14 protein-coding genes are annotated in these 13,932 nt (G+C 62.6%); 3 read left to right on the forward strand and 11 right to left on the reverse strand.

All coding sequences use genetic code 11. The features are described 5' to 3' along the window. Window positions 1–98 precede the first annotated feature (98 nt). The 5 genes from I6E52_RS05510 to I6E52_RS05530 all read right to left on the reverse strand — a co-directional run bounded on the left by I6E52_RS05510 (window position 99) and on the right by I6E52_RS05530 (window position 5,497). Entirely contained in the window at window positions 99–755 is a 657-nt protein-coding gene (locus tag I6E52_RS05510) for a hypothetical protein (RefSeq protein ID WP_197155407.1), read from the reverse strand. After that, window positions 755–3,079: a hypothetical protein gene (locus I6E52_RS05515; RefSeq protein WP_197155408.1), complete on the reverse strand. Its 2,325-nt coding sequence runs from the start codon at window positions 3,077–3,079 to the stop codon at window positions 755–757. Before I6E52_RS05515 ends, I6E52_RS05510 begins: the two co-directional genes overlap by 1 nt. 2 nt (window positions 3,080–3,081) lie before the next feature. After that, window positions 3,082–3,357, reverse strand: a complete 276-nt coding sequence (locus I6E52_RS05520) for a hypothetical protein (RefSeq protein ID WP_197155409.1) — start codon at window positions 3,355–3,357, stop codon at window positions 3,082–3,084. 149 nt (window positions 3,358–3,506) lie between these two features. Further along, window positions 3,507–4,580 (reverse strand): VIT1/CCC1 family protein, encoded by a 1,074-nt coding sequence (locus tag I6E52_RS05525; RefSeq protein ID WP_197155410.1) that lies wholly within the window; start codon window positions 4,578–4,580, stop codon window positions 3,507–3,509. After that, window positions 4,577–5,497 (reverse strand): aldose 1-epimerase family protein, encoded by a 921-nt coding sequence (locus I6E52_RS05530; RefSeq protein ID WP_197155412.1) that lies wholly within the window; start codon window positions 5,495–5,497, stop codon window positions 4,577–4,579. The genes I6E52_RS05525 and I6E52_RS05530 overlap by 4 nt, the downstream gene beginning before the upstream one ends. A 44-nt stretch (window positions 5,498–5,541) precedes the next feature. Here I6E52_RS05530 and I6E52_RS05535 point away from each other — a divergent pair, with 44 nt between their 5' ends. Continuing rightward, window positions 5,542–6,558: a galactokinase family protein gene (locus tag I6E52_RS05535; RefSeq protein ID WP_197155414.1), complete on the forward strand. Its 1,017-nt coding sequence runs from the start codon at window positions 5,542–5,544 to the stop codon at window positions 6,556–6,558. 59 nt (window positions 6,559–6,617) lie between these two features. On the opposite strand, the gene I6E52_RS05540 is transcribed toward I6E52_RS05535, so the two are convergent. The 3 genes from I6E52_RS05540 to glyA form a co-directional block, all read right to left on the reverse strand. Further along, a complete protein-coding gene (locus I6E52_RS05540; RefSeq protein WP_197155416.1) occupies window positions 6,618–6,773 on the reverse strand; it encodes a hypothetical protein in 156 nt (51 codons plus the stop codon). A gap of 2 nt (window positions 6,774–6,775) precedes the next feature. Next, window positions 6,776–7,651, reverse strand: coding sequence for a bifunctional methylenetetrahydrofolate dehydrogenase/methenyltetrahydrofolate cyclohydrolase (locus I6E52_RS05545; RefSeq protein WP_197155417.1), 876 nt, complete (start codon window positions 7,649–7,651; stop codon window positions 6,776–6,778). 141 nt (window positions 7,652–7,792) lie between these two features. Next, the gene (gene glyA, locus I6E52_RS05550; RefSeq protein WP_197123282.1) at window positions 7,793–9,076 is read right to left on the reverse strand and encodes a serine hydroxymethyltransferase; all 1,284 of its coding nucleotides are present in this window, start codon (window positions 9,074–9,076) and stop codon (window positions 7,793–7,795) included. A 221-nt stretch (window positions 9,077–9,297) separates the two neighbouring features. Between glyA and nagA the strand changes: the two genes are divergently transcribed. Next, a complete protein-coding gene (gene nagA / locus I6E52_RS05555; protein ID WP_374059099.1) occupies window positions 9,298–10,470 on the forward strand; it encodes an N-acetylglucosamine-6-phosphate deacetylase in 1,173 nt (390 codons plus the stop codon). Here nagA and I6E52_RS05560 read toward each other — a convergent pair. After that, window positions 10,406–11,662, reverse strand: coding sequence for an MFS transporter (locus I6E52_RS05560; protein ID WP_197155419.1), 1,257 nt, complete (start codon window positions 11,660–11,662; stop codon window positions 10,406–10,408). The genes nagA and I6E52_RS05560 overlap by 65 nt on opposite strands. 52 nt (window positions 11,663–11,714) lie before the next feature. On the opposite strand from I6E52_RS05560, the gene purU reads away from it, so the two are divergent. Continuing rightward, window positions 11,715–12,557: a formyltetrahydrofolate deformylase gene (gene purU, locus I6E52_RS05565; RefSeq protein WP_197156956.1), complete on the forward strand. Its 843-nt coding sequence runs from the start codon at window positions 11,715–11,717 to the stop codon at window positions 12,555–12,557. Here purU and I6E52_RS05570 read toward each other — a convergent pair. Next, window positions 12,554–13,096 carry a DUF1697 domain-containing protein gene (locus I6E52_RS05570; RefSeq protein WP_197155420.1) on the reverse strand — a complete coding sequence of 181 codons (543 nt, stop codon included), beginning with the start codon at window positions 13,094–13,096 and terminating at the stop codon, window positions 12,554–12,556. The genes purU and I6E52_RS05570 overlap by 4 nt on opposite strands. A gap of 61 nt (window positions 13,097–13,157) precedes the next feature. Next, window positions 13,158–13,931 carry a glucosamine-6-phosphate deaminase gene (locus I6E52_RS05575; RefSeq protein WP_197155421.1) on the reverse strand — a complete coding sequence of 258 codons (774 nt, stop codon included), beginning with the start codon at window positions 13,929–13,931 and terminating at the stop codon, window positions 13,158–13,160. Between the last annotated feature and the right edge of the window lies 1 nt (window position 13,932).

The raw sequence follows: 13,932 nt of genomic DNA on the forward strand, positions 1-13,932 counted from the left end.
GCGTTGCGGCAAGCGCCAACACCACGACTCCGGGGGCACAGATCTTCACTAGTAAATTCCTTCGTTTGCATCAGTTGGCCCAACGCTCTGCAACGGCATTACTTCTGAGGGCTGGGGGTCTGCCAGAGATCCTCATAAGGCGGCGAGGCGTCAGCGGCCTCCATCGGCTCCAACGGCGCGAACTGCGGATCGTAAACTCCTACACCTGCCCCGGTCGCATCGCACCGGATCGTAGACGAGGAGCCTCCTACCTCTATGATCTCCAAACCTTCTCGTTTCACAAGAACTGTGAGCTCCCGCCCATCCGCAAGGACCTCCGGGGGATAGATCTCGTTTTCTGTCGTAGCGTCACAGAATCGCACGGTTGCAGTGTTCTCGCCCGTCATCTCAACTGACAGCGGCAACAGCACCGGAGGGCCCATGAACTGCGGCGGAGCTTGACCATCCTCCGTACTCGTATAGCTGCTTCGCCAACTTCGGTACTGCTCTTCAGCGCTCGCCCGATCGCGAGTCGAGGTGAACTGTTCAATGCTGAAATCGCCCAGATTCACCGCCATGCTCAAACCAAAGACTGAGGCTTCAGCAGCTTGCACCCATTCGTTGTCGTCCAAATCCGACACCGGCTCGACCGAGTACACAACGTCCGGAGTCTCATACACCGTCGGCCATACTCGCTCCACCTCCGGCTCGGCAACACAACTGGAAAGCGTTGCGGCAAGCGCCAACACGACGACTACGGGGGCACAGATCTTCACTAGTAAATTCCTTCGTTTGCATCGCCCTGAGCTGCCGCATACGCGTGCTCGTATCGAACAAGCCAGCCGTCAGTTCTGAACTCCTCTGCCACACCGCCCGATTCGTAAAACCCGGCGAGCCAGCCTTGCTCTTCTCCTGGTAGGCCGCTGAAACGCGGATAGCCACCCAACCTGTCCGTGCCGAGAATGTCGTGGAGTGCGACTGCGTTCACGAATTCGGCGTGGCTCAGCGCTTCGCCGCGGAGCAGATCGGCGTCTCTATCTAACGCTGCCGCTGTGAGGTGATCTGAAAACACGCGATCAAGGGCTTCTCCCACGATCGCGTCGGTGATCGCACCAGCTCCGGCTTCGACCAAACTACCGCCGGGGATCGGGAGAAGGCCGAGCACCAGACCGGCGGCATCCCCTGCGCTGGAAATCTCGGCCTGAAGCTCTAGGTCGCTGCGCTCAGCCGCTCCCATGAGCGCCCCCGCTCCGCCGCCGTCGATCAAACCGCTCACGACGTTCGATCGAACCATTGCGCTCTGAATGTCTTCCATCGAGCTGTTTGGGCCCAACCCGTCGAAATAGCCTTCTGACAGTTGCAGCGCAGCACTACGCAGCACGACAGCGCCGCTGGGATTACCCGCCACTTGCCCCAACACTTCGGCCAACTCGCTCAGACCGGTGTTAGGTCCGTAGCGATGCTCACCGTTGAAGACTTCCCACGTACTGTGAAACCGTTGATCAACGGCCGCTACGGCCGATCCCTCCGCTTGCAGCGCGGCGATCGCGTCGAGGTGCAGAGAAAGGGCCCCCGCGAGATCTACTGCTGCTTCGTCTGTGAGTTTCTCAACCCCAAAGACAGGGTTAGCCGCTAACTCTCTGATGATCTGGGCGGTCATCGAAGCTTCCTGTTGCCCTATGCCGCCCTCTGCGCCGTTGTAGTCGAAGTTCGCATTCGGTCCGCCTTCTACCTGTGCCGCCCCAAACCACAATGCGGCGACCCCGTCGAAGCCTGTCGGGGATGCCCAATCTCGCTCGCCAAACCAGTACCCAATTCGAGCGTCGCCCTGACCGGGGTCAGCAAGAAAGTCGAACGCTTGCTCCGGATACAGTCCCAGAGTTTCGAAGACGCGATCCGCGCCGTCAAGCATGGAGGTGGAGAGAGCTTCATCCGCGCTTAGATCGTTGAAACCTTCAGAGCGCAAGTCCTCAGCGATCATCATCTGCAAAACCCCTGCCTGAAGGGGCGATTCTGAGTCGCTGAGGAAGAACCCATTTTCGCGTTCCATGACATCAATTTCGTGCGCCACCGCGAGCGAAAGCTGAGAGCCCATCGGCGCCTCTGCCGAATCAGAGAATAAGAAGGCGATGGCGCCATTGACATTCGTCCAGGCTGGACCGCCATCTACACTCGCGACATTCTCTTGCAGAATAGTGCTCGCGAAGTCAGCGGCGGCATCCGCTGACCACGATTCGGAACCCAGCGATAAACCGTTACGGAGTGCCTGCGCTAACAGAATCGACGGCAGACTTTGCGGTGGTGTTTCGGGGTTCGCCTTCGTCTCCATCCAAAAATCTTGACCGAGTCGATCGATGAGATTTACCGTTTGAGCGCCGCCGAGCTTCTGAAAGAACGATGACATGACCTGCTCATTAGAGCCGTACGCTGCCATCAGCTCAGCAAAAGCCTCACGTTGATCGTCCGACGAACCTGACGAGAGATACTCTTCGGCCAGGCCTCGCATGGCCTCAGCGATCTCGTCTGGTTCAAGATCATCAACCCCAGCAATTCCCACTCGCGTAAATTGCGCGCGGATCAGCGGCCACGACGTCGGGATCGCACTCGCTAGTGCAGAAATCAGGGCATCTTCAGCGTCTTGTCGTTGCCGAGCAAGGACCATGATGTTGTAGGCCGCTTCGGCGCTGGCTTCAACCGCGCGCACTCGCTCCCACGCCTCTTCAACTCGGCCGGGGATGTTCAGGAAGGATTCTTCCGGCAGCGACCACACCACGTTCTGGGCGTGAACAAGCACTTCTTGTGCATCTCGGGTCTGCGCTTTAATGCGTTCAAAGTCATCGACATAAGTGCTCATGGCGGCCGCGATGTCGCCCGTGACCCGCTCGACCTCCAGCGAAGAATTGGCGGAGATACGAGCGGTACTTCGCCACGCTTCGCCTGAATCGCCGCTCCAAACTGACTCACTAATCGAAGAGACGAATCCCATCGTTGCCTGACGAATTTCTGCGAATTTTGCTTCGGAAAGACGAAGGGCGGATACGCCAGCGGCTAACCCGCTAGCGCTGCCCTGCGCCGGATTTGACCATTCCCACTGCGGCACGGCTATCCCTTAGCCGCCGACGCAAGGTCAGCATCCGCCTGCTCGAAAGCGGCAGCCGCCATGCTGGCGCTCACCGCGGCAGCACGAATCCTGCCCTCAAACCCTTGCGCAGCCACGCGGGCCCACATGTTGACGTCTTCAATCGCAGCAACGATCGCGGCGCTACAGGAGTCACTCGCGTCAATGGAGAGGTTGTCGGGCACCGCGTCGGCGACATGGCCAAGCAGCACGGCAACATCGGACACCGCGACGGTGTCTATCTGCAGATCATCGGCCATCGTGGCACTTTCACCTTTCACATCATCCGAGCACTCGTCACCGGTTCGCGCCTGCCGCGGTAGCGTCGCCGCCCCACACACAAGAGGTCACGCAACAACGTCATCCACGGCACTCCAACGCCACACAAGAGCAGAGGGATACTCGAATATTAGCTCAAGTTTACGCCGAAGAGGAGCCCGAGGAGGTACGTTGCCGCAGCAGCTCCGTAGCCAATCGCGAGTTGGCGCAGGGCACGCTTGAGCGGTGAGGCGCCGGAGAGCAACCCGACGATCGAGCCGGTAATGAGAAGGGCGATTCCCACCAGCACCGAGGCGATCACCACCGCAGTGAGACCTGCTGCGCCAAAGAGATAAGGCAGCACCGGAATAACAGCGCCTGACGCAAAGAAGCAGAAACTGGATGCCGCAGCCCCCAACGCGGAACCAATCGGATTGTGCTCTGCGGTCGCTGCCACGGCATCCGTCTGGCGACCAGCGAGCACTTCGGCGGCGTGCAGCTCGGCCTCTTGGGCGGACATGCCGCGTGCCCGGTAGACGAGGGCGAGTTCGTTTTCGTCGACGTCGAGATGGGTGACGGAGTCGGTGGCGACCGGTCCGTGCGCTGCCGCTTGCTCGAGCTCGAGTTGGGAACGCACTGACACGTATTCACCGGCAGCCATCGAAAGCGCTCCGGCGAGAAGCCCGGCGACGCCAGAGAGCAGCACGACAGCGTTCGGAAGGCCGGCAGCACTCATACCGAGTACGAGGGCGAGGTTGGAGACGAGCCCATCGTTTGCTCCGAACACGGCGGCGCGGAACGTTCCCGAGAGGCGTTGGCGCCCACGGGTAGCGAGAGCGCGAACCACTTCCTCGTGAACGGCTTCGTCGGCGGCCATCGTGTCGGTCGCGTCGGCGTCATCCAAATACGGCGAACGTGACTCAGCGCGCTGAGCAAGGGCGAGCACGAAGACGGAACCAAAGCGTCGGGCAAGGAACCCGAGCATCCGGGTGCGGGGGTCAGTCGGGCGTGGCCGGCCGGCGTGCTCCCCCAGCAGGATCAACCAGTGGTTCTCGTGGCGTTTTTCGGCAGCGGCGAGCGCAAGGAGAATCTCGCGCTCTTCGCCAGTGCGACGGGATGCCAGATCCCGATAGACGGCAGCTTCGGCTCGTTCGGCAGCAAGATAGCGTCGCCACCGTCGCACTTCGCGGGCGCTCGGGGTGGAGCTCGGTTCTGTCACGGTCATGCCGAGAACTCGACACCCCAGCTCGCCGCGAACTCAACGCCGGGCTCCAGCCACAGCAGGCCGCGGCCAGTGTTAAACGCGTTGGGCGCGGCCGTCATGGGCTCGATGGCGACAACTTGGCCGACACCGGTGAGGGTCGGGAAGTTGCGGGGCGTGAACAGCTGTACGAAGTCGAACTTGTCATCAACGGTGACGCGAATTTCGCGACCGTCTGGCGCGGTGAGGCGTGCAGCAACACCGTCGACAACCTCAATACCGCCGAACGCTGTGTCGAGATCGAGCTCTCCGACGAGGCGACCACCGCTGAGATCGAACCCGGTGCCGGACACTGCGACCTCATTGGTCGGGATGTTGCGCTCATTCGATTCGAAGCGAGTGGCGGCGGTCATCGTGAGAGTCAGCTCCGCGATGGGAGTGTCACCGATCTTGAAGAAGGGGTGCGTACCGAGCGCGTACGCGGCGGCGGCATCCGAGAGGTTAGTGGCGGTGTGGCTGACGCGCAGACCGCCCTCGACGAGTTCGTAGCGCACCGTGGTGTGCAGGTGAAACGGGTAGCCATGCTGCGGGAAAACTGTCGCCTCGAGCGTGACCGAGCTTTCCGTGCGCTCGATGAGGGAGTAGCCCGTGTTGCGAAGCAAACCGTGGATCGCGTTGTTGCGATCGCGTTCGGTGATGTCGAGGTGTTGTGGTTCGCCTTCGAGCATCCACGTGCCGTCTTCGATTCGGTTCGGCCACGGCACCAACACGATGCCGTCGGCAAAGGGTGGCATCGCAGTCTCGGCGTAGGATTCCACGAGATCAACACCGCCAATGCTGAACTCCCGCAGTGACGCAGCAAGTTCCGTGATCGTCGCTCGCGCCTCGCCCTGCTCAGTGTCGCGAGAAATGATGTACTGGGTTCCGGTAGGCGTGCTCACCGCAACAGCTTATCGGCGCAGACGCAACAAAGAAGGAAGCAGCCATGTCAGATATTCGCGATGACGTTCTTTATGACTTCGAGGCCGTGTTCGGTCACCCCGCCGCCGGCGTCTGGTCGGCCCCCGGCCGCCTCACCCTGCTCGGCACTCCCGATAGCCCCGAGACGGATGCCGAACTCGCCGTCGCGATCAACCGCCGCACCGTGCTCGCCGCCGGCCCCAGCCCTGACCGCACCGTGCGCATCGCGAGTGCCCTCGTTGACGAAATGGTCACGGTGGAACTCGACGAGCTAGCCACGACCGCGGTTGAAGGCTGGAGCCGCAGTGCGCTCGCCATCGTGCAGGAGGTGATGGCGTCATCCGCTGATTCGAGCACCCTGAGTGGTGTCGACGTGTTCATCGACACGACCATTCCCGTCGGCGCTGGCATGGGGTCGTCGTCGGCGCTGGAGGCCGCGCTTGCGCTTGCGCTCACCGATCTGTGGAGCCTGGGCGAACACATCGCCCACCTGCCCGAGCACCCCGACGTTGCTGCGAGCGTCTTTGCGCTCGACGACCACGCCCTCGTGCGGCTCGAAGGTGAAACCCGCCCCGAGCCACTCCCTCTCGACTGGAAAACCGCGGGACTCGAACTACTCGTTATCGATACCGATGCGCCGACCGCCGACGAACTCGACACCGCAATCGCGGAGGACGAAGTGCGTCGCACGCTCCACACCATTACCGAAAACCAGCGGGTGCGCGACGCGGCTCTCGCCATCCGCGACGAAACGCCGCGGCTCTTGGGCTCGCTACTCGACGCGTCGCAGGCGAGCCTGCGTGACGACTACGGAATCTCCACCACCGAAATTGACCTCGCCGTAGAAACCGCTCTGGCATCCGGAGCATTGGGCGCGCGGATGCTCGGCCGCCCGTTTAGCGGAGTCGCCGTTGCCCTCGTCGACACCGACACCGCATCGCGGGTGCGCGTTGCTCTCGATGGTGCCTTCGCCGAGCATGCCCTGGGCCAGCCGACCGTCACCGAGGTGCTGCCCTCACTCGGAGCGCTGCGCGACCGCTAGCGGGAACCGCGTAGCTACTCTTCGCTAAGCGCTCTGTGCCAGCGGCTGTTCGCTAGGCCCTATTCGCTCACGATCTTGAGCACGAGCGCGACGGCGAAGCCGAGCGCCACAATCGTGCCGGTCCAGACCCAGACCTGAGCCCACGGAAAGCGACGCTTGCGCGGGGTGCGCTTAACGGCGCCGCCCTGGTGGGGTGCCGAGCCTTTCGCTGCCACCGTTAGAGCCGTTCGGCTGCGTCGACGACGTTCTTCACGAGCATCGCGCGGGTCATCGGGCCAACGCCACCCGGCATGGGCGAGAGGTAGCCGGCGACTTCCGCAACGCCAGGGTCAACGTCTCCAACGAGACGGCCCTTGCCGGTTTCTTCGTCGATCACGCGGGTGATTCCTACGTCGAGCACGGCTGCTCCGGGCTTGATCCACTCGGGGCGAATAAGGCCAGCAGAGCCGACAGCAGCAACCACGATGTCCGCCTGGCGAACGTGGGTCTCTAGCTGAGTCGTGCGGGAATGGGTGAGGGTGACCGTGGCATCCAGTCCCTTGCGGGTGAGGAGCAGGCCAATGGGGCGGCCGACAGTGAGGCCGCGACCGACAACGACAACATGCTTGCCCGCGATGGGAACGTCGTAGCGTTCGAGCATTTCGACGATTCCGGCCGGGGTGCAGGGCAGCGGCGAATCGAGCTTCGTGCCCACGCCAAGCACGAGACGACCGAGGTTGGTGGGGTGCAGCCCATCCGCATCTTTGGCGGGGTCCATGAGTTCGAGCATCGCGTTCTCGTCGAGACCGGCCGGCAGCGGCAGCTGAATGATGTAACCGGTGACGGCAGGGTTTTCGTTCAACGCCACAATGGCATCCCGCACTTCGTCCGCGGATGCCGTGGCCGGCAGATCGACGCGGATCGACTCGATGCCCACTTCGGCACAGTCGCGGTGCTTGCCTGCGACGTAGGAACGGCTTCCGGGGTCGTCGCCCACGAGAAGGGTGCCGAGGCCCGGAGTGATGCCGCGAGCCTTGAGCGCGTCAACGCGAATGCGCAGTTCATTCTTCACTGCGGTTGCTGTGGCAACACCATCAAGCTTTACTGCGGTCATCGTTTTCCGTTCGAATCGGGCCCATGCGCTGATCGGCCACCTACAACTGCCCTGTCCATTAAACGCTAAAGAGCCCGCCTCCGTGTTCACACAGAAGCGGGCTCTCTGACGGTGGTCGTTTTCGACCCCGACTATGGCTGTTTAGGCCCAGCTACCGGGGCTCTCGAGTCCTTCATAGAGCGGGAAGGCATCGGCGAGCGCGCGGGCACGAAGCTGCAGCGCGGTGATGTCGGCACCGGGCTTGAGAGTTTCGGCGATGATGTCGGCAACCTCCGTGAATTCGGCGTCACCGAATCCGCGGGTGGCCAATGCCGGCGTTCCGATGCGGAGACCCGAGGTCACCATCGGCGGGCGCGGGTCGGCAGGAACAGCGTTGCGGTTGACGGTGATGTCAACCGAGTGCAGCAGGTCTTCGGCTTCTTGACCATTGAGTTCTGACTTGCGCAGGTCGACGAGCACGAGGTGCACGTCGGTGCCTCCCGTGAGCACGTCAATGCCGAGCTCAGTCATGTCGTCTTGAACGAGACGCTCAGCAAGAAGCTTGGCGCCACGAAGGGTGCGCTCCTGGCGGTCCTTGAAGTCGTCGGATGCCGCAAGCATGAATGCGGTCGCCTTGGCGGCGATCACGTGCATGAGTGGTCCGCCCTGCTGGCCGGGGAACACGTTGGAGTTGATCTTCTTGGCGATATCAACGTTGTTCGTGAGGATGAAGCCCGAGCGTGGTCCACCAATGGTCTTGTGAACAGTCGAGGACACGACATCCGCAAAAGGAACGGGGTTCGGGTGCAGACCAGCGGCAACGAGTCCAGCGAAGTGCGCCATGTCAACCCAGAGCACTGCTCCAACCTCATCGGCGATCGAACGGAACTCAGCAAAGTCGAGCTGACGCGAGTAAGCCGACCACCCAGCGATGATGACCTGCGGCTGAACCTCAATGGCCTTGGCACGAACATCCGCCATATCAAGAACGCCGGTCTCTTCGTTCACACCATAGGCGTGAGCTTCGTAGAGCTTGCCCGAGAAGTTGAGGCGCATGCCGTGAGTGAGGTGCCCGCCGTGGTCGAGCGAGAGACCGAGGATGCGGTCGCCGGGCTTAGCGATAGCCGACAGAACGGCGGCGTTGGCCGACGCACCCGAGTGGGGCTGAACGTTAGCGAACGCGGAACCGAAGAGGCTCTTGGCGCGATCGATGGCGAGCTTCTCGGCAATATCCACAAATTCGCAGCCGCCGTAGTAGCGACGCCCCGGGTAACCCTCGGCATATTTGTTGGTGAGAACCGAACCCTGCGCCTCAAGAACAGCGCGCGGAACGAAGTTCTCACTCGCGATCATCTCGAGAGTGTTGCGCTGACGGTCGAGCTCTTGAGCGAGCACCGCAGCGATCTCAGGGTCTACCTCAGAGAGAGGCGAGAGGAACGTTGACACAGATGATCTCCTTGCGACGGGGTGGATACTTCCAAGATACCGGGTGAACGCTGACGGCGAGCAGTCAGAGTTTGTCTCCTTTCCGCAGGGCCGGAAAGAAGTCTGACCCCGAAGTGGTCTAAGGAAGCCTTGAAATGCCCTCTATTTCTGTCAGACTTTGGACTACATCATCGCCGGCAACACCAGCTCCTAGAGCGCTCTCACTCCCCCGAATGGACTCCATGTCTCGCCGCATCATCCACTCCGCAACGCTCGTGAGCGACGGTGTGCAGAGCGAGAACGCCTGGGTCGAGTTCAGCGGCGAGAGCGTTGCCTCCACCGGAAGCGGTGATTCCTGGCGCGAGCACGCGGATGCCGCCACCATCGTCACCGACGCCGAAGGCGATTTTCTTACTCCCGGCTTCATCGACATCCACTCTCATGGCGCTAACGGTGTCTCTTTCGATGACGGGCCGGAGGCCATCGCCACTGCGCTTGCCGCCCACCGGAGCCATGGCACCACCCGCTCGGTTCTTTCGCTGATTAGCGATTGTCACGAGTATCTCGTCGAGCGTTTAGCTGAGGTCGCCGACCTCACGCGGCGCGACCCGCTCGTGTTGGGCAGCCACCTTGAGGGCCCATTCATCGATCAGGGGTTCCGTGGCGCACACAATCCGGCCGCGCTACGCTCTCCCACGGCGACCGAGATCGAGCAGCTGCTAGCCGCCGCCGATGGAACGCTTCGCCAGATCACGTTGGCCCCAGAACTCCCCGGCGGCGCTGAGGCTGTCGCCCAATTCGTCGCCGCCGATGTACGCGTAGCGGTTGGCCACACTGCCGCCACGTACGCCGAAACTCGCGCCGCGTTTGACGCTGGAGCGAGCATCCTGACGCACGCGTTCAATGCCATGCGTGAGATCCACCACCGCGCTCCCGGCCCGGTGGCTGCAGCCTTTCACTCTCCGGGCGTCACGCTCGAGGTCATCAATGACGGCGTGCACGTGCATCCGGATGTCGTAAAAATGTTGTTTGCTTCAGCCCCGGGCCGCATCGCGCTGGTTACCGACGCGATGGCCGCGACCTGCGCTGGCGATGGCCACTACCTTCTCGGCTCGCTCGATGTCACGGTGACCGACGGCGTTGCCCGCTTGAGCGACAGCGACGCAATCGCCGGCTCTACCCTGACGATGGATGCCGCGGTGCGTCGAGCTGTCACCGAAGTCGGGCTGAGCGTGCCTCAGGCTGTTGCCGCGGCTACCGCTGTTCCTGCCCGGGCCATCGGGCGCTCCGGCGACTTGGGTTCGCTGGCTCCCGGATTTGCCGCCGACGCCGTGCTACTCGATGCCGACTTTAAGGTACGGGCGGTGTGGGCTGCTGGTCGCGAATTGCCGCGGCCCGAGCATCCCGACGCCTAAGCATCCAGCCACCGACGATCGCGAAGACCACGGCAACGCCGAGAATCGCAGCGTCAACCATGGGCAACGACAGGATGCCTTGCTGGTCGAGCAGGATAGCGCCGAAGAGCGCTCCGCCACCGATGCCGATGTTGAATGAGGTCGTGAGGTAGGCGGAGCCGACGTCGCGCATGCGCGGTGACGCGAGTTGCAGCAGCCGCGTTTGCATCATGGCAGGAACGCCACCGAAGGCCATTCCCCAGACGGCTATAACCGTGAACATGATGGCGGGTTCGTCGGGGAACATTCCGAGCAGCGCGGCGCAGACCGCAACGAGACCAACGGTGACAGGGATGATGCTGCGCGGGAAGCGGTCAATAAGCAGTCCGGCGAGGGCGAGACCGAGGGCTCCGGCGGCACCGTAGACAAGCAGCACACCGGCGACAGCGCCCGGCTCAATGCCGGCAGGGCCAATAAGGTATGGCGCGATGTAGGTATAGAAAAGGTTGTGCCCGAGCATCGCGAGGGCAACCAGAATGCAGATGTAGATCACGCCGGGAACGGAACGGTCTTTGCGCAGCGGGATCGAAATCTCACCGGTGGCCAACGGCTGCTGGTGGTTGACGGGTGGCAGGATGCGCACGACCATGATGGTGAGCGCGAGAATGATGATGGCAATCACGACGAACGCGAGGCGCCAGCCGAGAGCGTGGCCGAGCGCTGTGCCGACAGGAACGCCGAGCACGAAAGCGGTGGTTGCTCCGGCGCTGGTGACCGCAACGGCCCGACCGACCTGGTGCGGCGGAACAAGGTGGGCCGAGTAGGCACCAACGACAGCCCAAAACAGGCCATGCGACAGCCCGCCAATGATGCGGGCGATCACGAGCACCGCGTAGTTGGGCGCGGCGGCGGCGAGCAGGTTGCCGACCACGAACACGAGCAACACGATGATCACGAGCTTCTTGCGCGGCTGGTTACGGGTGAGTGCAGCGAGCGGCGCCGTGGAAATCACCACGGTTGCCGCAAAGATCGTGATGAGCAGCCCGACCTGCGACTCCGATACCGCCAACTCGGAGGCAATCTCGGGCAACAAACCGGTGGGCAACCATTCGCTGGTAACCGAGGTGAAGATCAGTGCCGAGAGAGTGAAAAGACCCGCCCACGGAAATGCTTGAGTAGACGAGGCTGGCGAAGAAGTGTGTGGCGTGCTCATGTTTGACTAAGCCTACCGCCAGCACCGGTACGCTAAATCAGTGACCACCTCTATGCACTGGATCGTAACCCTCACTTGTGATGACAAGCCCGGCATCGTTCATGCCATCAGTGGCGCCATTGTTGAGGCCGGCGGCAACATCACCGAATCGCAGCAGTTCTCCAGCGGCGACACCGGCCGTTTCTTCATGCGCCTTCAAGTGCAATCGGATGCTCCGCGCGAAGTCTTCGAGCAGGCCCTCGCCCCCGTGACCGAGCGGTACGCGATGGAATGGCAACTCGACGTTGTGGGGCGACCGCTGCGCACGCTCGTGTTGGCATCCAAGGCCGGACACTGCGTCAACGACCTTCTCTACCGCCAACGCGCTGGCCAGTTGCCGATCGAGCTGCCGTTGATCATGAGCAACCACCCCGATCTTGGCTCGCTCGCCGAGTTCTACGAAGTGCCGTTCGAGTCGCACACGGTCACGACCCCCGGCCAGAAGTTGGCGTTCGAAGAACGCATCCTCGAGGTCGTCGAAGAACACGACATCGAGCTCGTCGTGCTTGCCCGCTACATGCAAATTCTCTCGCCCGAGCTGTGCGCGCAGCTGAGCGGCAAGATCATCAACATTCACCACTCCTTCCTGCCCGGCTTCAAGGGTGCGAACCCCTACAAGCAGGCCCACGCTCGCGGCGTGAAGCTCATCGGTGCCACCGCCCACTTCGTGACGAGCGACCTCGACGAGGGACCGATCATCGAACAAAACGTGGTGCGCGTGGATCACGCGAGCACCTCAAGCGAACTCAGGTCGATCGGTCAAGACGAAGAAAGCCGCACCCTCACGCAAGCCGTGAAGTGGTTCGCCGAAGACCGCGTGCTGCTCGATGGGGCGCGCACGATTATCTTCCGCTAGCCCCCGTCAAGCAGGTCGCGCAGCTTGAGGGTCGTGCGCCAATTGCGCACCGTCATACGTTTCGACAGGCGATTCGCGCGCAGGCGGTCTATGCGCGATTTCGCTGAATCGACGACCGTGCGCGAAAAGTAGAGCGCGTCTGGGCCTGCTGAGACCGAGTCAACCTGTTCGTTGAGTTCGGGCACAAGGGTGAGCGCTTCCGCTGCTGTGAAAGGCCGCTTGAGGAAGAGCACATCGCTCAGAAGCTCCGCGGAACCGTGATCGCTCGGAGCGGCCGCGACGGTCGCCGCGAACTCGTCGCGGGAACGCACGACGGTGAGGATGTCGGTGCCCAAGCGCTCGCGCAGCATCCGCTCGATCGTGACCTCGAGCTCGGCACCGCTCGTCGCGTCAGAAGCGAACACGACGTTGCCGCTCTGGATGTAGGTGCGCACGTCACCGAAGCCAGCATCGGCAAAGCACTCTTTCAGCGCCGCCATGCTGATCACATTCGAGCCGCCCACGTTGATTCCGCGAAGCAGCGCCACATAGTTCGTCATGAGCTAACGATGGCACGGAGTACCGACACGAGGCGGTGCCCCACTGGCGAAGCCGGGAACCTTAGCGCAGCCGTTCCCAGTCGAGGCGGTTCTCCCAGGAGTAGCGGTAGTAATCGGCAAACTTGAGCTCGGATGCCGCAGCCTCGTCCACAATGACCGTGACGGTCGAGTGCAACTGAATCGCCGATCCCGGCAGGCTCGCGGTCACCGGCCCCTCGACCGCCCCCGCGAGCGCCGCGGCCTTTGCTTCGCCAAACGCGAGCAAGACGAGGTGGCCCGCGCGCTGGATGGTGCCGAGCCCCTGCGTGATGCAGTGCTTGGGTACGTCGTCGGGCGAATCGAAGAAGCGCGCGTTGTCTAGCCGGGTCTGCTGCGTGAGGGTCTTTACTCGGGTGAGCGATGCGAACGAGGATCCGGGTTCGTTGAAGCCGATGTGACCGGTCGAGCCGATTCCGAGAATCTGCAGGTCGACACCACCGGCTGCCACAATCGCGCGCTCATAGTCGTCACCCGCCGTTTCGATGGGCCCGCTCTCGGCCGGCACCTGCACCAGTTCGGGCGTCAACCCGAGCGGTTCAACGACTTCCCGCGTGATGACCGAGCGGTAGCTTTCGGGATGCCCCGCAGGCAATCCGACGTATTCATCGAGGGCGAAACCCCGCACAGCAGAGAGGTCGAGGGCTCGAGCCGCGAGCGCAGCCCACGTTGTTAAGGGCGTCGACCCGGTCGCTAGGCCGAGGACGGCATCCGGAGTGCGGCGCACGAGCGCCTCGATGAGGTCAGCGGCGACTTCGCCCGCCGCGTGTTTGTCATCAACGATTACTACCTCAGCCATG

Origin of the sequence: Salinibacterium sp. NG253 (assembly GCF_015864945.1) — a bacterium.
In the GTDB taxonomy this organism is placed as follows: domain Bacteria; phylum Actinomycetota; class Actinomycetes; order Actinomycetales; family Microbacteriaceae; genus Rhodoglobus.

Excerpts from the sequence above, each read along its gene's own strand:
- nagA (WP_374059099.1), top strand. The coding sequence starts at position 9,298 with ATGTCTCGCCGCATCATCCACTCCGCAACGCTCGTGAGCGACGGTGTG.
- I6E52_RS05525 (WP_197155410.1), bottom strand. The coding sequence starts at position 4,580 with ATGACCGTGACAGAACCGAGCTCCACCCCGAGCGCCCGCGAAGTGCGA.
- purU (WP_197156956.1), top strand. The coding sequence starts at position 11,715 with ATGCACTGGATCGTAACCCTCACTTGTGATGACAAGCCCGGCATCGTT.
- I6E52_RS05570 (WP_197155420.1), bottom strand. The coding sequence starts at position 13,096 with ATGACGAACTATGTGGCGCTGCTTCGCGGAATCAACGTGGGCGGCTCG.
- I6E52_RS05560 (WP_197155419.1), bottom strand. The coding sequence starts at position 11,662 with ATGAGCACGCCACACACTTCTTCGCCAGCCTCGTCTACTCAAGCATTT.
- I6E52_RS05520 (WP_197155409.1), bottom strand. The coding sequence starts at position 3,357 with ATGGCCGATGATCTGCAGATAGACACCGTCGCGGTGTCCGATGTTGCC.
- I6E52_RS05575 (WP_197155421.1), bottom strand. The coding sequence starts at position 13,931 with ATGGCTGAGGTAGTAATCGTTGATGACAAACACGCGGCGGGCGAAGTC.
- I6E52_RS05535 (WP_197155414.1), top strand. The coding sequence starts at position 5,542 with ATGTCAGATATTCGCGATGACGTTCTTTATGACTTCGAGGCCGTGTTC.
- I6E52_RS05545 (WP_197155417.1), bottom strand. The coding sequence starts at position 7,651 with ATGACCGCAGTAAAGCTTGATGGTGTTGCCACAGCAACCGCAGTGAAG.